Origin of the sequence: Methylobacterium sp. 88A, from assembly GCF_000376345.1 — a bacterium.
GTDB classification, from domain to species: domain Bacteria; phylum Pseudomonadota; class Alphaproteobacteria; order Rhizobiales; family Beijerinckiaceae; genus Methylobacterium; species Methylobacterium bullatum.
Map to the genome: position 1 here is coordinate 4200813 of NZ_AQVT01000001.1, position 21572 is coordinate 4222384.

Genomic DNA, 21572 nt, shown 5'->3' on the forward strand with positions numbered 1-21572 from the left:
GGTGAATCCAACCGGGGAATGGCGGTGGCGTTCCTCAGGAATCGTCAGGAGGGATGGCCCAGGAACGCCTCGGCCGAGCGCAGGGCCAGGGCCATGATGGTCAGCGCCGGGTTGGCGGCCAGCGAACTCGGGAAGGTCGATCCGTCGCTGATCCAGAGGTTCGGGATTTCGAAACTCCGGCCCTGGGGATCGACCACGGCGCTGTCGCCGCTCCGGCCCATCCGGCACGTCCCGATCGTGTGCGCGACGCGCTCCAGCACCCAGATGTCGGTGGCGCCGGCAGCTTCCCAGATCGCCTTCATGGTCCGCGTCGCATGGGCGTTCAGCCGGTCCTCGTTCGAGGAATAGCCGAAATCGATCTGCGCCTTGCGCATCCCGAACGCGTCCACCTCGTCGGCGAGCACCAGCACGTTGGCGTCGCAGGGCAGGGTCTCGCCGTTGATCCCGATGCCCGCCATGTGGTTGTAACGATTGAGATGTTCGGTCAGCTCCCGCCCCCACAGGCCGCGCCCCCGCGCCACCGAGTTGCCCCAGGTGACGGGCAGGACGCCGAGGCTCTGCATCAGGTAGCCGCCGGCGAAATCCGCATCAGCGGGGCGGACCATGTCCTCGCTGATGAGCGAGGAGGGATAGCCCCGGTTCATCCGCATCTCGGCCTCGAACGTCCCCCAGACCTGGGTCGCCACATGGCCCATATAGTTGCGCCCGACTTGACCGCTCCCATTGGCAAGTCCGAGATGCAGGAGGAGCCGGGGCGTCTCCACGGCGCCGGCGCAGAGATAGACCGCCGCGCAACGCTGCCGGTGATCGATGCCGTCGTGCCGGTAGATCACCGACGTTATCCGGCCCTCGCGGTCGCGCTCGAGTCCGTGCACGCGACAATCGGGACGGATTTCCGCGCCGTTGGAGACGGCATGCGGCAGGTAGGTGACGTCCATGCTGGTCTTGGCACCATTGCGACAACCCTGGTGGCAGTATCCGCAATTGATGCAGCCCCGGCGCAGGGCACCGCCCTCCTGGGAGAAGTCGCGCGAGACAACGGCTGCAGGCGAGTCGGCGGTTCGAATGCCGAGCCGGTCGCAGGCTTGGCCCATAACCTGCGCCGGCGCGTTGCGCGGGACCGGCGAGAGAGGATAGCGCCGGCCGGGATCCCAGGGGTACTGGGAGGGGCCGGACACGCCGATAAACGCCTCGACGCGCTCGTAGAACGGCCGCAGGTCATCGTAACCGAGGGGCCAATCCACCCCCATCCCGGTCTCTGAGTGAAGACGCAGGTCGCGCTCGTCGGCGCGAGGCGTGAAGGCGCCCCAATGCAGGGTGGAGCCGCCCACCCCGGTGCCGCTGTTGTTGGCGCCGAAGGCCTCCGGCGTCGAACCGCCGCTGAGGCGCTCCTCGGTCCAGTAGATCTCGTCGGCGAGCGTCTCGTCGAAGGCAAAGCGCGCGGGGTCGAAGTTCGGCCCCGCCTCCAGGGCGACGACCTTGAGCCCGGCCGCCGCGAGGCGGGCGAGCACCGGCGCGCCACCCGCGCCCGTACCGATGACGACGACATCGACGATGTCGGTGGTTGCGTAGCGACGCATCGCATCGAGCTTCATCGTCCGGTCTCCCCGAGGGTAGAGGACTTTTGCAGAGCGGAGGGCTCCCAGGGTTCCGGGTCACCGATGCCGACGCGCACGAAGCCCGGCAGGGTTTCCGCATCGTCGCCGCCCGCGCCAATCCCGGAAAAGCCGATCCGGGCGAGGCTGGCGGGGTGGGCGAGATAGATCCGCACCGCGTCGCTGCGCAGATCCTCGAACCACAAGGTCATCTCTTCGGCATCGAGCCCATCCTCCGGCACATCATGCGACAGCGGCTCGCCGGCGGCAGCGGCCCGCAGGAAGGCGTCCTGCTCACCGCCGTCGAGGCACAGGAAGCCCGTCGCGTGGACGGACCGGGCGGCGGCATCCAGGGTTCGCAGGGCGGCGCGGTAGGCCGCTCCGTCCGCCGGCAGCTTGGCAAAACGCCATCCATCCCCGGTTCCGGCAGCGAGCCGAGCCTCGATCTGCGCTGCGATGTCGATCCGGCCCGTGCCGTCCTGCGGCAAAACCCTGTCCACGACGGCACGAAGCTGCGTGAGCTCGACCGGGTCGAGGTACGCGGGCCGATCAGCCGAGCCGTCGGGTTCGGCCCGAGCCAGGAGCGCCGCGCGCAGGCGCGTGTTCACCCGGTCGGATTCGATCAGCGCGCGATAGGGCTCCGGCACCGCCAGTGCCTCGGACTTCAGAAGCGGTTCCTCGGAGGCGAGACCCGCGATGAGGCTGGCCACGGCCTCCGGCCGCTCCAGCGGCAGAAGGTGCCCTGCGCCATCGAGAGCCACCAGCCGGCCATGGGCCAAGTGGGGAAGGGTCAGGGCCTTCTGCGCGGCGGCGCCGAGATCGGCGTCCTCGGTTCCGCCGACGACCACGGCCGGCATGCGCAGGATGCCGATCCGGCGGCTCCAATCCTCGCGGGAGCCGTCGCGCAGCCACGCCGTCCAGGCGGCGGGAGAGGCGCGCAGAACATCCTCGACCGCGCGGGTCCGAAGCGGCTCGCCGAGGGGAGCGCCGGTGTTCTGATCGACGAACTCTCCGGCCTTACGGCGACGGGTCTCCGCATCCGCGGAGATCCATTCCATCATCTCCCGCCGCTTGTCGTCGGACATCGGCTCGGGGCTCGGCGGTGAACCGCCCAGCAGCACCAGCCCGGCGAGCCCCGCCAGATCCGGTGCACCATCCTCGGCGCGCCGGGCGAGGGCCAAGGCGACCTTCGCGCCCATGCTATGCCCTGCGAGATACCATCGATCCCCGGGATCGGCGGCGGCGATCCCCGCCGCCACATGATCCGCCATCGCTTCCACCGAGTAGCCGGACACGGCGGCGGCATCGCCGAAACCGGGCAGATCAAGCGCCACAACGCGAGCGACGCCATCGAGAAGAGCCGCGACCGGCTCCCATTCCCGCGCGCTTCCCCCAAGGAAATGCAGGCAGACCACCGTGCATGGGCCGGGGATGGTGGTGTGGGGGACGGGAGAGTTTGGCATGCGCCGGGAACTCGGGCGGATCCCATGCCGATCAAGAGTCTAATCCCCATCCCGGCTTGCGGCATGGCGTCCGACCGTTCCCATACGATCCCCACCCGACCTGCCTTACGGGGCCGATCCGTCCATCAACCCCCTCCTCAGTCAGGAGAGTAGGACCGACGCGATGCGATCGTCCGGCACGACGGCGGTGTGCCATCCCAGAGAATTCTCGCTGCCCCCTGCGTTTCGACACCGGATCGCTTGCCGAAGCCCGTGGCGCGGAACAAACCGCCGCCCCTCACGCTTTCGCATGTCGGTGCGCGGGGATATCGGGGATCGGCCGATCTTTCCTCGCCGAACCCTATCGAAGCCGTTAGGATATTGCGGTGCGCCATCGGGTGCCCACCCAACCTTGCAGAGAGCCTGCCTCGTGCCGACCCGGCCGCCACTCGTTTCCTCCGCCGAAGCCTCGATGTCCCTGCCGACCCTGCGCCGCGGGTCACAGCTCCACGAGACCGAGCGCCGCCTGAACGCCGTGCTCAACAACGCGTCGGTGGCGATCTTCCTGATGGATGACCGGCAGCACTGCGTCTACATGAACCGCGCCGCCGAATTGCTCACCGGATTCAGCGTCGGAGAGGTGCTCGCGCGCGACTGTCCGCTGCACGACATCGTCCACCACACCTACCCCGATGGCCGTCCGTTCCCGTTAGAGGAATGCGCCATCGACCGTGCCTTCCCCGAGAACAACCAGGAACGCGGCGAAGAGGTGTTCGTCCACAAGGACGGGCATTTCTACCCAGTCGGCTTCACCGCGAGCCCGATCCGCGACGATGCGGCCAAGATCATCGGTACGATCATCGAAGTCCGCGACATCACGGAGGAGAAGGCGGCGGCCGAGCGGCAGAAATTGCTGACGAACGAGTTGAACCACCGGGTGAAGAACACCCTGGCCACCGTCCAGTCCATCGCGGCGCAGACCTTCCGCAACGTCGCCGACCAGCCGGCCCGCGCCGTGTTCGATGCCCGCGTCGCGGCGCTCTCGGACGCCCACAACGTCCTGACGGAATCCAATTGGGAGAGCGCCAGCCTCATCGGTGTCGTCGAGCGGGCGATCGCACCCCATGCGGTCGCGGAGACCGACGGGACGCGGTTCAACATCACCGGCCCAGATACCCGCCTCCACCCCAAGGTCGCCGTGACGCTGGCGATGGCGTTGCACGAATTGATGACTAACGCCGCCAAATACGGCGCCCTCTCGGTTCCCGAAGGCCGCGTCGCAGTGACATGGACGCTGACGTCCGATGGCGGGCGCGAACGCCTGTCCCTCACCTGGACGGAGACGGGCGGCCCGGAAGTGGTCCCTCCGACCCGCAGGGGTTTCGGCTCGAGGCTGATCGAGCGGCAATTGCCGCTGGAATTCGACGGCAGCGCCGAGATCGATTTCGCACCGGCCGGACTCGTGTGCCGCCTCGACATCCCACTGACCGCGCTGGGATGGCATGGACAGGATGTCGTGACGGGGCGTCCGGTCTCATGAGTATCCTGGAAGGACGCCGGGTCCTGCTGGTGGAAGACGAAAGCCTTGTCGCGATGCTCGCCGAGGACATGCTTCTCGATCTCGGCTGCGAGGTCGTTGTCGCCATGCGCCTCGACCAGGCGCTGCGGCGGCTTCAGGCCGGCGATTTCGATGCGGCCGTCCTCGATGTGAATCTCGGCGAGACGCGCAGCTATCCCGTGGCCGATCAGCTCTTCGAGCGCTGCATCCCGTTCCTGTTCGCAACAGGTTACGGCTCGGCCGGACTGGAGCCGGCTTATCAGACCGTGCCTGTGATGCAGAAGCCGTATCAGAAGGATCAGCTGGAGGCGCAGCTCCGGCATCTTCTCACCTGCGAGGCGGTCTCGCGGGGAGCCGACAGCGGCGCCAGGGTGTTCACCTGCGGCTGCGCGCTCAACTCCAAGGATCCCGGCGCGGCCCAGATCCGCGCAGACTGAGGCCGGCCCTGCCAGGCATCCGCTTTTCGGGAGAGCGGCATCCGCTTCCCTGCTATCGCCTCAACGGAAGTCGGGCGGCGTATCCACGGCCTGCAGACCTTTCAGCGACGCTTCGAGTGTACAGACCACACCGGCCGTGCGGTAATCGAGGGAGACCTCGCCGCCGAAATTGCCGGCAAGTCCCCGCCCGATCAAGCGCGTGCCGAACCCCGTGCGGGTGGGCGGACTGACCGGCGGCCCTCCGGCCTCGATCCAGCGCAGCAGCACCTGATCGCCGCCCTCGCCCTTGCTCCGACAGATCTCCCAGACGATGGAGACGCTGCCTTTGGCAGTGGAGAGGGCGCCGTACTTGGCGGCATTGGTCGCGAGCTCATGGAGGATGAGGGCCAGCGACATCGCGGCCTTGGCACCCACATTCAGGGCCGGCCCGCGAAGGGAGAAACGGTCTGGCTTGTCCTTGTGAGGCTCCAGGGCACTTTCGATCAGCGTCTTCAGGGGCGTATCGCCGAGCGACCCGCCCAGTAGCAGGTCGTGGGACTTGCCCAGCGCGATCAGACGCCCTGCCAGCACCTCCTTGGCGCTCACGACATCGGTGGCGTTCCGCATGGTTTGGGTGGCGATGGATTGCACCATCGCCAACATGTTCTTCATGCGGTGGCTGAGTTCGAGATTCAGGACGCGTTGCTGCGCCTCGGCTTCGATCCGCGCGATGGCGGCACGTGTCCGGTCGGCGATGTTGCGGATGAAACCGATCTCTTCGGTGTTCCAGGCGTGCGGGACGTCCTTGGCTGCGTAGAATACGGCGACGAATCGTCCGTGCTCCATGACCGGCAGGTCGACGAACGAACGGATGCGGATGTCGTTCAGCGAAACCGCATCCGATGCGGTGCGCGGATCCGCGGCGGCATCCTCGATCAGAACCGCCGTTCCAGCCTTCAGCGCGTCGATACACGAGCCGTATTCCCGAAACTCGCGGGCTCCGTCGATGCCGGGGAGGCCGGGCGCCGACCACCCTCGACCGACGACGATGGTCTCGCGCTCCTGGTCCACGGCTCCATAACCGGAATGGGACAGTCCCAGGGTCCGGCCCGTGATCTCTGCCGCGACGAACGCGATCGCTTCCGGGTCGCTCAGGTCGCGCAGGCGGTCGCCGAGTTCCGCGATGGCGAGCCGGCGGGTCTCGCCCTGCTTGCGTTCGGTGACGTCGAGGAAGAGGCAGCTGAACCGCTGGCCGCTTTCGTGTCCGGCGCGGACCTCGAAGGTCCGGCCGAGGCCGGGCACGGTGATCTCGAACAGGCTCGGTTCGCCGGTATCGACCACGCTCGCATAACGGTCGATCAGCCCTTGGTCGATCTCGGGAACGAGCTCTCGAACGGTACGGCCGACGCTTTGCTCCGACAGGCCCGATTGCCGGGCGAAGGCCGGGTTGATCTCCAGGAAGCGGTAATCGCAGGCCCGCCCGGCCCCGTCGCGAACGAGTTCGCCGAGGAAGAACCCTTCCTGCATGCTGGTGAACAGGCCCCGCCAGCGCGCCTCGCTGGCGCTGATCCGCTGCTCGGCGGTCTTCTGGACGGTGATGTCGCGGGAGACCGAGAGCAGCCGCTCGGGGCGTCCTTCGGCATCGAGGATCGGGGTGACTTGCACGTCCCACCAGCGGGGATTGCCCGCCATGGTGTTGGCCTGACCCTGGAAATGGCCCGTTCCCCCGGCCTTGGCGGCAGCAAGGGCCGCATAGGCGTCGTCATTGCCCTGGTTCTGCCAGAAATCCGGCCAGGGACAGTTCTGGATCGCGTTGAAGTCGCTCACCTCCATCACCCGCATCCCGCCCTCACTCATGAAGGTCAGGCGGTTGTCGAGGTCGATCACCTTGATGCAATCGGCCGACGAGGCGAGGACGCTGCGCATGAATTCCGCGTCGTCGCGCTGCTTCTGGTTCGCGAGGCGCTGTTCCGTGCGGTCGCGCAGGATCTTGATGAATCCCTCCGGATGTCCGTCCTCGTTCCTGAGCGGCATCATCTCGCCGAGGCCCCAGAACAGGGTTCCGTCCTTGCGCCGGTGCCAGCGCTCGTCGCTAGCCCGCCCGTGCAGCAGTGCGGCACCCATCTCCTGCTCGGGAGCGCCGGTCTCGACATCCTCGGGCGTGAAGAAGACATGGGCGGGCTCGCCGAGCATCTCGGCCTCGCTCCAGCCGATGACGCGTTCCGCGCCGGTGTTCCAGCTCGTCACCCGGCCGGACAGATCCATGGAGATGATGCCGTAATCGACGGCGCTCTCCAGGATCGCCTTGTTGAGCCGGTCGCTCTCGCGCCGGTCCTGCAGGGCACGGCGCAGTTCGAGCAGGGCCATCACCTGCTTAGCCAGCGTCTGCAGGATCAGCTTCTGCGCCGCGGTCAGGCTGTTCGGTTTGGTGTCGAGGACGCAGAGCGTGCCGAGGGTGACGCCTTTCGACGTCTGCAGAGGCACACCGGCATAGAAGCGCACATGCGAGTCGCCGGTGACCAACGGGTTCGCGGAGGTTCGTTCGTCGCGGGTCGTGTCGGGGATCACGAACACCGCGTCCTGCTCCTGGACGGCATGGCGGCAGATCGAAGAGGAGATCGGGGTCTCCCGCTGACCGAATCCCGTCTCGGCCTTGAACCATTGGCGGTCCCCGTCGAGCAGGGAGATCAGGGAAATCGGCATATCGCAGGCCGCCGACGCGGCCTTCACGATATCGTCGAAATCCGCCTCGGCCTCCGTATCGAGGATGCCGTAGCGCACGAGGGCCGCACGACGGTCGGCCTCGATTCCTGCGCTGCTGTCGTCGTGGTCCACAGAGCTCTTCCCGCCCGTCGTCGTCTGTTTCGGACCGAAAAGCCGAGATCAGCCGGTTCATGCACCCAAATCTCGGGACCGGCAACCGGAAGCGATATGTCCTTCAGTCTGGTTCTAATCAAGCATGATCCCGCCGGAATCCCTTCGGCCGGGAACCCCTTCCGCGCGAGGGCGGGGGCAACTCGCGCGACTTTCCCCGTCGGGACCGGCGGGTGGTCCGGGCTTCAGCAGTCGAGCGTGGTGTCGCGCTCCCACTGGGTGAGGTGGCGCGAATAGGCGTTCCATTCCTCGGTCTTGAGCTTGAGATAGCTCGGCACGAACGAGCCTAAGGCCTCGTTGAGCACGTCGCATTTCTCGAGGGCCCGCATGGCGTCCAACATGTTGAGCGGCAGACACTTGACGCCCTCAACCGTATGGCCGTCCGTGTACATGTTGATGTCGAGGCGCTGGCCCGGATCGCGCCGGTTGCGCAGGCCGTCGAGGCCGGCGGCGAGGAGGCCCGCCTGGAGCAGATAGGGATTGGCCGCACCGTCGGCGAGGCGGAACTCGAAGCGCCCGCCATCGGGGATGCGGATCATGTGGGTGCGGTTGTTGCCCGTATAGGTCACGGTGTTGGGAGCCCAGGTCGCGCCGGAGGTGGTGCGCGGGGCATTGATGCGCTTGTAGGAATTCACGCACGGGTTGGTGATGGCGGCCAGCGCATCGGCGGAGTGGATGAGCCCGCCGATGAAGTGGTAGCCCTCCCGCGACATTCCGATCTCGTCCGACGCATCGGCGAAGACGTTGCGGTCGCCCCTCCAGAGCGAGACGTGGGCGTGGCAGCCAGAGCCGGTCAGGTCCATGAAGGGCTTGGGCATGAAGGTCGCGCGCAGGCCGTGCTTCTCGGCGATCGAGCGGGTCATGTACTTGAAGAAGGCGTGCCGGTCGGCAGTGATCAGGGCGTCGTCGTAGTCCCAGTTCATCTCGAACTGCCCGTTCGCGTCCTCGTGGTCGTTCTGGTACGGCTTCCAGCCGAGTTCCAGCATCGCGTCGCAGATCTCGGTGATCACGTCGTAGCGGCGCATGAGGGCCGACTGGTCGTAGCACGGCTTCATTTGCCGGTCGGCCATGTCCGCCGGCTCGGAACCGTCCGGCGTGATCAGGAAGAACTCACACTCGACGCCGGTCTTCATCTGCAAACCGTCACGGGCCGCCTCGGCGATCAGGCGTTTGAGGATGTTGCGCGGCCCCTGCTCCACCGGCTTGCCGCCCATGACGAGGTCGGCGGGCAGCCAGCCGACCTCCGGCTTCCAGGGCAGCTGGATCAGGCCGGCGGCATCGGGCACGGCGAGGAGGTCGGCATCGGCCGGGCTCATGTCGAGCCAGGTGGCGAAGCCTGCGAACCCGGCGCCGTTCCTACAGGTGCTGGCGATGGCGGCGGCCGGGACGAGCTTGGCGCGCTGCGTGCCGAACAGGTCCGTGTAGGAGACGAGGAAGTACTTGATGCCGCGCTCTTTCGCGACGGTTTCGAGATCCGTGTTCATGGCGTCACCCTGCGTTGAATCGGGCGGCCCGCTCGGCCGTGCTGTCGAAGGGAAAGGCCGCCCCCGTGGGACGGCCCTTCGTTGTGCTCAGAAGCCGGTCTTGCCCGGAATCCAGCCCGTGCCGGCCATCGGCACCTGCGCCATGGCGGCGGCCTCGATGGTGAGCGCCACGAGGTCCTCGGGTTCGAGGTTGTGCAGGTGGCTCTTGCCGCAGGCGCGCGCGATGGTCTGCGCCTCCAGGGTCATCACGGCGAGGTAGTTGGCCAGCCGCCGGCCGGCGAGGACGGGGTCGAGGCGCTTGGCCAGTTCCGGGTCCTGCGTGGTGATGCCGGCGGGATCCTTGCCCTCGTGCCAATCGTCGTAGGCTCCGGCGGTGGTACCGAGGGCCTGATAGTCGGCCTCCCAGCGCGGGTCGTTGTCGCCCAGCGCGATGAGCGCAGCGGTGCCGATGGCGACGGCGTCGGCGCCGAGCGCCAGGGCCTTGGCCACATCGGCTCCCGAGCGGATGCCGCCCGAGACGACGAGCTGCACCTTCCGGTGCAGACCGAGGTCCTGCAGCGCCTGCACCGCGGGGCGGATCGCCGCCAGGATCGGGATGCCGACATGCTCGATGAACACGTCCTGCGTCGCTGCCGTGCCGCCCTGCATGCCGTCCAGCACGACCACGTCGGCGCCGGACTTGGCGGCGAGCGCGGTGTCGTAATAGGGCCGCGAGGCGCCGACCTTCACGTAGATCGGCTTCTCGCCATCGGTGATCTCGCGCAGTTCCTCGATCTTGATCTCGAGGTCGTCCGGCCCGGTCCAGTCCGGATGGCGGCAGGCCGAGCGCTGGTCGACGCCCGGGGGCAGGCAGCGCATGCCGGCGACACGCTCGGTGATCTTCTGGCCGAGCAGCATGCCGCCGCCGCCGGGCTTGGCGCCCTGGCCGATGACGATCTCGATCGCGTCCGCTTTGCGCAGGTCGTCGGGGTTCATGCCGTAGCGCGAGGGCAGGTACTGGTAGACCAGCGTCTGCGAATGCCCGCGCTCCTCCTGCGTCATGCCGCCGTCGCCGGTGGTGGTCGAGGTGCCGGCCAGCGTCGCCCCGCGCCCGAGCGCTTCCTTGGCCTGGGCCGAGAGCGAGCCGAAGCTCATCCCCGCGATGGTGATCGGGGTCTTGAGGTGGATCGGCTTGGAGGCGAAGCGTGCGCCCAGCACAACTTCGGTGCCGCAGCGCTCACGGTAGCCCTCCAGCGGGTATCGGCTGATCGAGGCGCCCAGGAACAGGAGGTCGTCGAAATGCGGCAGCTTGCGCTTCGCACCCGCGCCCCGGATATCGTAGATGCCGGTGGCGGCGGCGCGGCGGATCTCAGACATCACGTCGGGGGTGAAGGTCGCCGAGAAGCGGGGCTTGGTGCGCGGCAGGGGACGCGCATCCTTGAGGGTCGGGTCCTTGGGAGTCTCGGCCATCAGTAGGCTCCGGCGTTGTCGACGTTGAAATGATAGAGGCGGCGGGCGGAGCCGTAGCGCCGGAACTCCGACGGGCTGACCTCGCCGGCAAGGCCGGCGGCCTGGAGCTTGGCGTAGAGCTGCTCGCGGTGCTCGTCGCGCATCTCCTTCTCGATGCAATCGGCGCCCAGGCTCTTGACCGAGCCGCGCACGTAGAGCCGCGCCTCATAGAGGGAATCGCCCAAAGCCTCGCCGGCATCGCCGAGCACGGTGAGAGTTCCGGCCTGGGCCATGAAGGCCGACATGTGGCCGATCGAGCCCTTCACGACGATGTCGATACCCTTCATCGAGATGCCGCAGCGCGCGCCCGCATTGCCGTCGACCACGAGGAGGCCGCCATGCGCCGTGGCGCCGGCCGACTGGCTGACGTCGCCGCGCACATGGACGAAGCCCGACATCATGTTCTCGGCGACACCCACGCCCGCATTGCCGTTGATCACGACACTCGCGAGCTTGTTCATGCCGGCACAGTAATAGCCGACATTCCCCTCGATCTCGACGGAGATCGGCGCATCCAGGCCCACCGCGATGGCGTGGCGGCCATCCGGACCGGTGATGGTCCAGTGGGTCTCGTTGGTATCGGGGCGCAGGGCGTGCAATGCCCGGTTGAGGTCGCGCAGGGGCGCCTGGTTGAGATCGTAGGACGACATCAGTGACGCTCCCAGGCGTAGACCTTGGCGGGTTCGGGTTCGAAGACGCGGGCGTAGGCGATGCCGGGCAGACCCACGAGGGCCCGGTACTCGGAGCCGAACGCCACGTAATCGTCGGTCTCGGCCATCACCGCAGGCTTGCAGGCGATGGGATCGCGCACGACGGCAAAGCCCGTCTCGGTGCCGACCACGAAGGTGAAGAAGCCATCGAGATCCGACAGGCTCGACTCCAGGGCCTGCTTGAGAGAGGCACCCTCGCGCATGCGCCAGCTCAGGTAGCCGGCCGCGACCTCGGTGTCGTTCTTGGTGGCGAAGGTTAGCCCCTCGCGCTCGAGGCGGCGGCGCATGTCGTTGTGGTTCGAGAGCGAGCCGTTATGGACCAGGCATTCGTCGATGCCGGTGGAGAACGGGTGAGCGCCGTTGGTGGTGACCGCGCTTTCGGTGGCCATGCGGGTATGGCCGATGCCATGGGTGCCGGTCATGCCGGCAAGATCGAACCGCGCGGCGACGGCGGCCGGCAGCCCGACCTCCTTGTAGATCTCCATCCGCCGGCCGGCGCTGACCACGTCGATGCCCGGCGCTTCGGCAACGAGAAAGCCACGCACGTCGCCCTCAAAGGCCGCCGGAACGTCGATAACCGTATGGGTGTCGCGCGCCACCGCCTCGACGCCGCGCCCCAGCCGGCTCTCGAGGCGGGCTACCGCGTCAGCGAGCGATGCCCTGTCGGCTCCACGCAGAGTCAGCTTCACCCCGGCCCCGTCGGCTCCGTAGACGGCAAAACCGGCACTGTCCGGACCACGCCCCGTCATCGTCTCGAGCATCGTCGACAGCAAAGCCCCCAGACGGGGCTCCAGATCAGGATTCTTCACAAACAACCCGACAATACCGCACATACTTGGTCTCCACGCCGACCCATCCCTTGAAGTGACTGGTCGCATGGATCACCCGCAGGGGTCAATCTTGGGAACAATTATTTCTTCAAAAGAAACACGGAGGGCGGCTGGCCACTGGGTTCGGGAGCGCATGGAGGTCGAGAACGCTACGGATCGGGGCTCCGTCGCGCCATGAGCATCTCTGCGCGTCGCTATGACCGCTTGTGATGCCACATAGTCAGGCACAGCCTGAGGTCTTAGAGTGCCTCACAAAACTCCCGGTCACCGTCGGTTCTCGGTCACGGCACGACGGCGCAGCGGGAGTTTTGTAAGAAACACTTACACTTCATCGACGGAGAACATGGCCGCCGCCGGCACGCCCTCGCGCCCTCTTTGGCGAGAGCCGACCCGCCTGCGAAAGGTCGGCGGCGATCGATCCTCGCCGGAGATCGACGACCTGTCGTGATGACAGCGGCGCTGCCGGGGAACGAGACGTGCTTTCGAACGGCCTACGTTGCGATGGGATTACTTGGATACGATGCTGAACACTGCCTCCAACGCGCCGACCGATCAGGAACGAAGCCTCGAGCGGGCATTGGGCCACCAGATTCGGCACCTGCGCCGCGAGCGGGACCTGTCGGTGGTGGATCTCGGGACAGCCGCCGGAATCTCGCCCGGCATGATCTCCAAGATGGAGAACGGGCAGATTTCGCCGTCGCTATCCTCCATCAACGCCGTGGCGAAGGCCTTGAACGTGCCCATCACCGTACTGTTCTCGGCCTTCGAGGAGAGCCGCGACTGCTCCTTCGTCAGACGCGGGCAGGGTGTCGTCATCGAGCGGCGCGGGACGAAGGCCGGCCATCTCTACGAGCTTCTCGGGGCGGGCCTGCGCGGTGAGATCGTCGTCGAGCCCTACCTCATCACCCTGGAGAATGATGCCGAATCCTATACCGGGTTTCGGCATGCCGGGACCGAGTTCATCTATATGCTGACTGGCGAAGTCATCTATCGCCATGACAAGCACGACTACACGCTGCAGCCGGGAGACTCGCTCCTGTTCGACTCGGCAGCATCCCACGGGCCTGCCAAACTGATCAAGACGCCGATGACCTACCTGTCCATCATCGTCTACCCGCGCGGCTGAACCACCGGGCCGGGAACCGGCCGGGTCCGCTCACGGCGCTGCATTGCGCACGTCGTAGTCGAACTCGTCCGCGGCATGGGTCAGCCACGACCAGACGCTGCCGGCAAAGCTGCGTGCCACGGCAAGATCGTAGGTCGGGGAGCCGTCCCGCTGCCAGACCTGCACGCCCATATGAGCAAGGGCGGTGACGGCGACCTGCCCCGGCTGGAAGGCACGGGGATGAAGGTCGATGGCGAGGCCCTTGGCGAGGAATGCCCGGGCGTCCGGCCCGGACACACGGACGATCGCGCGGGCGTCGCTCTGATCCGTGACCGCAGCGAGCCCCTGCAAGGCCTGGACGAGGCCCGCCATCTCCCGGCGCGTCTCAAAGAGAGCGAGCCATTGATCCGGCCCGGACCAGACCAGTCCTCGCTCTCCCGTCAGGCTGGTGGTCCCCGTATCGGGCAGCGACCAGCCGAAACGCTCGTCCAGAACCTGCCGGAGGGCATCGGTCCGCCCCTTCACCGCGATCAGGGTGGCGAGCGCGAAGTCCTCGCGCAGGGTCAGAATGAGGCCGGGCTCGCCGCCCAGACGTCCGTGCCGGCCAACCGGTGCGATTCCTGTCCAGGCGCTTCTCGGCCGCCATGTCGTCTCGATGCCGTCAGACACGCAGCTTCTCCTCTTTCGGGTCGACGAAGACCGGTGAGCAGATCTCGACCTCGATATCGCCGTCGCGCACCGGATCGTAGGCGCGAACCCGTGTGCCATGGCGCTCGGGGCCGCGCCGGATCAGGCCGAGCCCGATCCAGTGGCCGAGGCTCGGCGAATAGGCCACGGACGTCATGGTGCCCTCATCGGCCGCGAGGCTCGGGGCGGCACCGATGGCTAGGAAACGTGCCCCCGCGCGCAGGCGCTGGCTGCGGTCGACTGGGCGGAATCCTACGAGGATCGGCCGGTCAGGATCGACGAGGGCCGGGCGCTCCTTCATCAGGCGACCGATATAGTCCTTCTTTTTGGCGAGCATGCCGCCGAGGCCTATGTCGCGCGCCGTGGTCTGGCCGTTGATCTCGGCGCCGGCCGCGTGGCCCTTCTCAATGCGCATCACCGAGAGCGCCTCCGAGCCGTAGGCCGTGATGCCATGGGCCGAGCCGGCCGCCATGACCGCCCGCCAGGCGGCGTCGCCATAGGCGGCCGGCACCGCGAGTTCATACGCGAGTTCACCCGAGAACGAGATGCGGAACAGACGCGCGGGGATGCCCCCGCCGACCGTGATGTCGGCGCAGGCCAGGAAGGGGAAGGCCTCGTTCGACAGGTCGAAACCGGGATCGACGATGTCCTGCAACGTGTCGCGGGCGCGCGGTCCGGCCACGGCGTATTGCGCCCATTGCTCGCTCACCGAGACCATCTGCACGTCGAGCTCCGGCCACAGCCATTGGTGGCAGAATTCGAGGTGCTGCATGACCTTGGCGGCGTTGGCCGTGGAGGCCGTCATCACGAAATGGCTCTCGCCCAGCCGCGCGATGGTGCCGTCGTCGAGAACGAAACCGTCCTCGCGCAGGAGCACGGCGTAGCGCGCTTTGCCCACGGGCAGCGTGCCGAAGGGATTGGCGCAGACCCGCTCGATGAGAGCGAGGGCGTCCCGGCCCTGGATGTCGATCTTGCCCAACGTCGTCACGTCGCAGACGCCGACATGGGCGCGGACGGTGTTCACCTCGCGATTGACCGTTTCCAGCCAGTCGCTTTCGCCGGGCTTCGGGAAGTAGGCCGGGCGGAGCCACAGGCCGGTCTCCACGAAGACCGCCCCCTGCTCCTCGCACCAGGCATGCGAGGGGACGTGCCGGGTCGCCCGAAAATCCTTGCCCCGGTGATGCCCGGCGAAGGCGCCGATGGCGACGGGGGTGAAGGGCGGCCGGAACATCGTGGTGCCGACGCTCGCGATCGGCTGACCGGTGAGCTCCGCCATGATGCCGAGCCCGGCGAGGTTCGAAGTCTTGCCCTGGTCGGTGGCCATGCCGAGGGTGGTGTAGCGCTTCAGGAGCTCGACCGCGCGGAAGCCCTCGCGATGGGCGAGTTCCACATCGGAGGCCGCCACATCGTTCTGGAAATCGACGAAGGCCTTGCCCTTCGAGACCGGCACGCGCCAGAGCGGCGTATGGGCGATGCTCTCGGGGTCGGTCTTCGGAGTCTCGGGCGCGGCGCCGGCGAACCCGCAGGCGGAGGCGGCCTCCGCCCCGGCCCGGCCGCCGGTCTCCAGGCAGGAGGCCAGGGTGAAGGCCCCGCCCGCCGCCCCGACGGCCACCATGCCTGAGGGAAGCGCGCCCGGCACGAAGGCGTGGATCGCCTCGTCCCAGACCGGGCGTCGCGATAGGTGCGAATCGAGATGCACGATCGGGTTCCAGCCATTGGCCATGGCGAGGCAGTCGCAGGCGATGGTCTGGCGGCTGCCATAGGTGTCCACCACCTCGATCGCCTCGAGGCCGAGATGCCCCTTCGTGCCGGTGACGTAGCCGTCACAGATCACCTGCGCGCCGACGGCCTCGGCCGCCCGGCGCAGCTCGGCCGGCACCGATGCGCGGGAATCGATCACCGCCACCACCTGTCCACCCGCCGCGGCGACATCGGCCACGGTGCGCCAGCCATCATCGCCCGAGGTGAAGATCGCGACGGCCCGGCCCGGCAGGACACCGTATCGGTTGAGGTAGGTCCGCACCGCGCCGGCCAGCATCACGCCGGGCCGGTCGTTGCCGCCGAAGACATGCGGGCGCTCGATGGCTCCGGCGGCGAGGATGGCCTGCTTTGCCGTGATCCGCCACATGCGCTGGCGCGGCGCATGGGCGGGGGGCGTGGCGAGATGATCGCCGACGCGCTCGACCGCACCGTAGGCGCCGTGATCGTAGACCCCGAACAGGGTGGTCCGGCTCAGAATGCGCACGTCCGGCATGCTCGCCAGTTCGGCGAGGGTCTCCGCCGCCCAATCAGCACCGGATCGGCCGGCGATCTCGCGCCGGTCGGCGAGAAGGCGCCCGCCCGTCCGGTGATCCTCGTCGACGAGGATGACACGCGCGCCCGAACGTCCGGCGGCCAAGGCCGCCGCGAGCCCGGCCGGTCCGGCCCCGATCACCAGCACGTCGCAGAACGCGAAGGCCTTGTCGTAGGTGTCGGGATCGGGCGCATGGGCGGCCCGACCGAGGCCGGCGGCACGCCGGATCATCGGCTCGTAAAGCTTCTCCCACAGAGCGGCCGGCCACATGAAGGTCTTGTAGTAGAACCCCGCCGCGAAGACCGGCGCCGCCAGGGCGTTGACCGAGAGGGCGTCGTATTTCAGCGACGGCCAACGATTCTGGCTCGACGCCTCCAGACCCTCGTACAGTTCGGCCACGGTAGCGCGGGTGTTCGGCTCGCGGCGCGCGCCCGAACGCAGCTCGACCAGGGCGTTCGGCTCCTCCGAACCGGCAGTCAGGATGCCGCGCGGGCGGTGGTACTTGAACGATCGGCCGACGAGCCGCACGCCGTTGGCCAGCAGCGCCGAGGCCAGGGTATCGCCCTGGAACCCGCTGTAGCGGTGGCCGTCGAAGGTGAAGTCCAGGGGGCGGCGCCGGTCGATCATGCCGCCGGTCGCCGTACGAAAGCCCTGCCCAACGGCCGTTGCCGGGGAGGTGCCGCTTGGGGAGGCGGTGTCCCGAAGGGTGATCGTGGTCATGCGACCTCTCCTGTCCGGCGGCTCAGCGCGACGTCGCGGGCGGAGGACACCCCGGTGATCTCATGGGTGCGCGTATCCCGGTCAACCACGAGCCAGGAGCGGCAGCCGGCGCCATGATACCAGAGCTCGCGATGGGGGCCGGCCGGGTTGTCGCGCAGGTAGACGTAGTCGTGCATGGCGGCGGGCGGCACCTCCATGCCGTCGGGCCGGATCGGCGCGGCGTCGCCGAGATAGCTGAACTCGCCGTTGTCGCGGGGCCCGCAATGGGGGCATCGGATACGCATGATCGTCGTTCCCTCAATCCAGATCCGCGCTCAATGCAGGTTCGGCTGGGCGCCCATGCCCTTCTCGTCGATGAGATGGCCGGTGGCGAAGCGGTCGAGCCGGTAGGCGGCGGCGTCCTCATGGGACGTGTCGCGGGCGATGAGATGGGCAAAACAGAAGCCCGCCGCCGGGGTCGCCTTGAAGCCGCCGTAACACCAGCCCGCATTGAGATAGAGACCGTCGACCGGAGTGCGGTCGATGATCGGGCTGCCATCCATGGACATGTCCATGATCCCGCCCCAGTGCCGCAGCAGCCGCAGGCGCCCGAGGCCCGGCCACAGGGCCATGCCGCCCTCCATCACGTCCTCGATCGTCGCGAGGTTGCCGCGCTGAGCGTAGGAATTGTAGCCGTCGATATCGCCCCCGAAAACGAGGCCGCCCTTGTCCGACTGGCTGACGTAGAAATGGCCGGCCCCGAAGGTCATCACCGTGTCGATGAGAGGCTTCACGCCCTCGCTGACGAAGGCCTGGAGCACGTGGCTCTCGATGGGCAGGCGAAGATCGGCCATGGAGGCCAGCAGCGATGTCGAGCCCGCCACCGAGAGCGCGACCTTCTTCGCCCGGATGAAGCCACGGCTCGTCTCGACCCCGACCACCCGCCCATTCTCGCGGCGGATGCCGGTGACGGCGCAGTTCTGGACGATATCGACGCCCCGGTCGCTGGCTGCGCGGGCGTAGCCCCAGGCCACCGCGTCGTGGCGCACGGTGCCGCCCCGGCGCTGGAGGAGACCGCCCTTCACGGGAAAGCGCGCATTGTCGAAATCGATGAACGGCACCATTCCCCGAACCCCCTCTCGGTCGAGAAGTTCGGCATCGATGCCCGCCATCCGCATGGCGTTGCCGCGCCGGGCATAGGCATCGCGTTGCGCATCCGAATGGTAGAGATTCAGCACGCCGCGCTGGCTCACCATGGCGTTGTAGTTGATGTCCTGCTCCAGCCCCTCCCAGAGCTTCATCGACCGTTCGTAGAACGGGATGTTGCCGGCGAGCCCGTAATTCGAGCGGACGATGGTGGTGTTGCGCCCGACGTTGCCGGAGCCGACATGGCTCTTCTCCAGCACGGCCACGTTGGTGATGCCGTGCTCCTTGGCGAGGTAATAGGCGGTCGCGAGACCGTGGCCGCCGCCGCCGACGATGACGGCGTCATACTCGGCCTTGGGCGCAGCATCGCGCCATTGGGGCTTCCAATCGCGTTGGCCACGCAGGGCCTGACCCAGGACGCTGAGAAGGGAATAGCGCATGGCGGGACATGCTCCGGGGCTGAATGCGGCGTGTGAGCCTCATCGGTAGCTGATCGCGAGCCAGCGCCCCTTGCATTTTGCGACGTCATTCGGACAATTCGCGCAGAAATGAGCATCCGCCCCCCAGCTCCCACTCCTTCACGTTTGGATCGGAACACCGCTGCGCCGGAAAAGCCGAAGCCGCTGACCGTCGGCTTCATCCTGCTGCCCGGCTTTCCGCTCATGTCCTACGCGGCCGCGGTCGAACCCATGCGGGCGGCCAACACCCTCTTGGACAGCGAAGTCTACCGCTGGTGGCATGCGGCACCGGGGGGAGGCGCCGTACAGGCTTCGAACGGAATCGCGATCCTGCCGGATGTCGATGTCGGAGACACCAAACTCGACGCCGATCGGGTCTTCGTCTGTGCGGGCGGAAATCCTGCCGCCTTCGACGACCCAGCCCTGACCGCCTGGCTTCGCCATCTCGCCCGGCGTGGGATCACGCTCGGCGGTATTTCCGGAGGGCCTTACCTGCTCGCCCGCGCGGGTCTGCTGACGGGGCGCCGTTGCACGCTCCACTGGGAGCATGTTCCCGCCTTCGAGGAACGCTACCCGGATATCGAGGTCGTGCGCTCCCTGTTCGAGATCCAGGACGATCGGATCACCTGCTCGGGCGGCATCGCCGCCCTCGACCTGATGCTCAACCTGATCGAGCGCGACCACGGTCCGGGCCTCGCCAACGGTGTCAGCGACTGGTTCCTGCACAACCAGATCCGGGAGGGCCTGAGCCCGCAGAGGATGGACCTGCGCCTGCGGATCGGAGTGCGTGACCCGCGCCTTCTGCGGGTCCTCGCCGCAATGGAAACCAATCTGGAAACGCCGCTCTCGCGGCAGGGACTGGCCGATCTCGCCCGCGTGTCGATCCGTCAGCTCGAGCTACTCTTCAGAAACCGGATCGGTATCAGTCTTCACCAGCATTATCTCGCCCTGCGTCTCGACCGGGCCCATCAGCTTCGTCGCGAAAGCGCGCTGAGTTCGGCCGATATCGCCATGGCGACGGGATTTGCCAATGCGGCCGAACTCGCCCGTGCCGAGCGCCGGCGAAGCCTGAGGGCCACGCGTCGGTCGAGCACCGTCGTCGAAGCGTAAAGGGCCTGTCCCCGCAGTGGGCGTCCCTGTCGGAACGCCCACTGTCGAAGGGTAACGAACGCTCAGCGCCCGTACGCCGTCCGATGAAGGTCGAGATCCGCCTCGGGACGCACGAGATCGAGCCGGGTTGGGACGGCGTGCCGGCGCGGCGCACGACGGGCCGCGAAACGGTCCCGCGCCGCCTTTGCCGCCTGCTCGACGCTGCGGAAGACGAGCCCGTCGAGGGGGTCGAAATCGCGTTCTGACGAGAAGAACCGCACGCCGCCCCGTTCGGGCACGGCGATTCCGGCCGTCACTTCGCCAATTTCGATCACCCGCGGCGGCGGGGCGGCATGAAGGCGGTTGCGGGCACGGGCCTGAAGATGATCCGCCCGGGCATCAGGCGTGTGCAATCGATTCAACGCCCGATGAGCGTCGTCCTGGTGGAGATGGGGCATGGTGTCGTGAACTCCTGACGCGGCCCGAGGGCCATCTGCTGAAAGCGGCTCGATCTGACGGGTCGGTCAGCATCGACAGCCGGAGCAGGCATGCAGAAGAGCTTGGAAGGAGGTTCGATCAATCACGGCAAGTCATCCTTTCGATGAAGGACCACGAGGCGCGAGCGCTCCGCAGTGCTTTAGCGTTTGATGACGCGGCGCAAGCTACACACTTCAAATCACCGCGGCGGATCGGCCCATACGGACCACAACCGCACCTATAGAATGATAGCAGTCCTCCGCCTCGTCAACGGATGCATCTTCCGAATGCATGCGCCTTCATGGCATGAATGACGTGCAGACCGACGAAGCACAGGCGATTTCTTCGGGAAGAACCGAGGTCAGACGGATGCGGCGGCGCGCCCGATCAGGCCGGCAAGGTCGCGATGATGCGCATAGACCCGTTCGGCCCCGGCCGCGATCAGGTCCGCCCCCGTGGCGTCGTGCAGCCAATGACCGCCGCCGGTGAAGCCGAGGACGCGCATTCCGGCAGCGCGCGCCGCCGTGACGCCGGGCACGCTGTCCTCGACAACGAGGCAGTGGCCGGGGGCGAATCCCATCTCGGCGGCGGCCAGGAGGAAGAGATCGGGCGCCGGCTTGCCGCGAGAGACCATGGTCGCCGAGAAGATGCGGCCCTCGAACAGGGGCAGAAGGCCGGTGAGGCCGAGGGAATGGGCGAGCCGCGCCGGATCGCTGCTCGATGCAACGCAGCTCGGAAGCTCCAGCGCCCGCACCGCCAGGGCGATTCCCTCCATGGCACGCAGGTCGCGGTCGAAGGCACGAAGAGTTTCGGCCTTTACCGTCTCGACGAAGCCGTCGGGCGCGGCGATCCCGTAATCGCGCTCGATATGTCCCATGATCGACGTCATCGACGTGCCGGCGAAGCGCTCCCTCACCGTATCCACATCGATGGCGACGCCGATCCGGTTGAGCCCCACCGTCAGTGTCCCGAGGCTCAGCGGCTCGCTGTCGACCAGGACGCCGTCGCAATCGAAGATCACCAGTCCGGTGGGAGTTTCGGGTTCGGTCGGCAAGGCGATGGTCCGCTGGAAATGGCTGGGACGGGCTGTGCCACGGAGCCGTCACGGCGCGCAATGGCGGCCGATGCGCGCGCGCTGTCGGGACGGCGTGTGACTCGGAGACCTTGCGCCTCGCGACGGCGCCCCCTAATCCCGCAGGGCCGGCATGGGAGCCGGCGTGT

The 21572-nt window shown here is 67.5% G+C and carries 17 protein-coding genes; 4 read left to right on the forward strand and 13 right to left on the reverse strand.

The genetic code is table 11. From position 1 onward, the window contains the following. Positions 1-44: 44 nt before the first annotated feature. On the reverse strand, positions 45-1595 hold the full coding sequence (locus tag A3OM_RS0120085; RefSeq protein WP_018045577.1) for a GMC family oxidoreductase: 1551 nt from the start codon (positions 1593-1595) through the stop codon (positions 45-47). Then, complete coding sequence (locus A3OM_RS0120090; RefSeq protein ID WP_051074343.1) at positions 1592-3058, reverse strand: alpha/beta hydrolase; 1467 nt, start codon at positions 3056-3058, stop codon at positions 1592-1594. Before A3OM_RS0120090 ends, A3OM_RS0120085 begins: the two co-directional genes overlap by 4 nt. Positions 3059-3509: 451 nt before the next feature. Between A3OM_RS0120090 and A3OM_RS0120095 the strand changes: the two genes are divergently transcribed. Then, positions 3510-4577: an HWE histidine kinase domain-containing protein gene (locus A3OM_RS0120095; RefSeq protein WP_018045579.1), complete on the forward strand. Its 1068-nt coding sequence runs from the start codon at positions 3510-3512 to the stop codon at positions 4575-4577. Beyond that, a complete protein-coding gene (locus A3OM_RS0120100; RefSeq protein WP_018045580.1) occupies positions 4574-5032 on the forward strand; it encodes a response regulator in 459 nt (152 codons plus the stop codon). Before A3OM_RS0120095 ends, A3OM_RS0120100 begins: the two co-directional genes overlap by 4 nt. A 60-nt stretch (positions 5033-5092) precedes the next feature. Here the strand turns inward: A3OM_RS0120100 and A3OM_RS0120105 are convergent, their stop codons facing one another. From A3OM_RS0120105 to A3OM_RS0120125, 5 genes are all read right to left on the reverse strand, one after another. Further along, on the reverse strand, positions 5093-7846 hold the full coding sequence (locus A3OM_RS0120105) for a PAS domain-containing protein (protein ID WP_018045581.1): 2754 nt from the start codon (positions 7844-7846) through the stop codon (positions 5093-5095). 224 nt (positions 7847-8070) lie between these two features. Beyond that, a complete protein-coding gene (glnT, locus tag A3OM_RS0120110; protein WP_018045582.1) occupies positions 8071-9369 on the reverse strand; it encodes a type III glutamate--ammonia ligase in 1299 nt (432 codons plus the stop codon). 87 nt (positions 9370-9456) lie between these two features. Further along, positions 9457-10818 carry an FMN-binding glutamate synthase family protein gene (locus tag A3OM_RS0120115; protein ID WP_018045583.1) on the reverse strand — a complete coding sequence of 454 codons (1362 nt, stop codon included), beginning with the start codon at positions 10816-10818 and terminating at the stop codon, positions 9457-9459. Next, positions 10818-11507 (reverse strand): protein glxC, encoded by a 690-nt coding sequence (locus A3OM_RS0120120; RefSeq protein WP_018045584.1) that lies wholly within the window; start codon positions 11505-11507, stop codon positions 10818-10820. The genes A3OM_RS0120115 and A3OM_RS0120120 overlap by 1 nt, the downstream gene beginning before the upstream one ends. Next, on the reverse strand, positions 11507-12400 hold the full coding sequence (locus A3OM_RS0120125) for a glutamine amidotransferase family protein (RefSeq protein WP_026176246.1): 894 nt from the start codon (positions 12398-12400) through the stop codon (positions 11507-11509). Before A3OM_RS0120125 ends, A3OM_RS0120120 begins: the two co-directional genes overlap by 1 nt. A gap of 517 nt (positions 12401-12917) precedes the next feature. Here A3OM_RS0120125 and A3OM_RS0120135 point away from each other — a divergent pair. Beyond that, positions 12918-13523 carry an XRE family transcriptional regulator gene (locus tag A3OM_RS0120135; protein WP_018045587.1) on the forward strand — a complete coding sequence of 202 codons (606 nt, stop codon included), beginning with the start codon at positions 12918-12920 and terminating at the stop codon, positions 13521-13523. A gap of 30 nt (positions 13524-13553) precedes the next feature. On the opposite strand, the gene A3OM_RS0120140 is transcribed toward A3OM_RS0120135, so the two are convergent. Genes A3OM_RS0120140 through A3OM_RS0120155 form a run of 4 tightly spaced genes read right to left on the reverse strand, consistent with a single transcriptional unit; the run spans position 13554 to position 18767 of the window. Further along, a complete protein-coding gene (locus A3OM_RS0120140) occupies positions 13554-14171 on the reverse strand; it encodes a sarcosine oxidase subunit gamma family protein (RefSeq protein WP_018045588.1) in 618 nt (205 codons plus the stop codon). Next, positions 14164-17202 carry a sarcosine oxidase subunit alpha family protein gene (locus A3OM_RS0120145; RefSeq protein ID WP_018045589.1) on the reverse strand — a complete coding sequence of 1013 codons (3039 nt, stop codon included), beginning with the start codon at positions 17200-17202 and terminating at the stop codon, positions 14164-14166. Before A3OM_RS0120145 ends, A3OM_RS0120140 begins: the two co-directional genes overlap by 8 nt. Continuing rightward, positions 17199-17486, reverse strand: coding sequence for a sarcosine oxidase subunit delta (locus tag A3OM_RS0120150; protein WP_018045590.1), 288 nt, complete (start codon positions 17484-17486; stop codon positions 17199-17201). Before A3OM_RS0120150 ends, A3OM_RS0120145 begins: the two co-directional genes overlap by 4 nt. Positions 17487-17516: 30 nt before the next feature. Next, positions 17517-18767 (reverse strand): sarcosine oxidase subunit beta family protein, encoded by a 1251-nt coding sequence (locus A3OM_RS0120155; protein ID WP_018045591.1) that lies wholly within the window; start codon positions 18765-18767, stop codon positions 17517-17519. Between the two features lie 222 nt (positions 18768-18989). Between A3OM_RS0120155 and A3OM_RS0120160 the strand changes: the two genes are divergently transcribed. Next, positions 18990-19895: a GlxA family transcriptional regulator gene (locus tag A3OM_RS0120160; protein ID WP_157196574.1), complete on the forward strand. Its 906-nt coding sequence runs from the start codon at positions 18990-18992 to the stop codon at positions 19893-19895. Between the two features lie 62 nt (positions 19896-19957). On the opposite strand, the gene A3OM_RS25450 is transcribed toward A3OM_RS0120160, so the two are convergent. Further along, the gene (locus A3OM_RS25450; protein WP_238253983.1) at positions 19958-20287 is read right to left on the reverse strand and encodes a hypothetical protein; all 330 of its coding nucleotides are present in this window, start codon (positions 20285-20287) and stop codon (positions 19958-19960) included. Between the two features lie 425 nt (positions 20288-20712). Then, positions 20713-21405: an HAD family hydrolase gene (locus A3OM_RS0120175; protein ID WP_026176248.1), complete on the reverse strand. Its 693-nt coding sequence runs from the start codon at positions 21403-21405 to the stop codon at positions 20713-20715. Between the last annotated feature and the right edge of the window lie 167 nt (positions 21406-21572).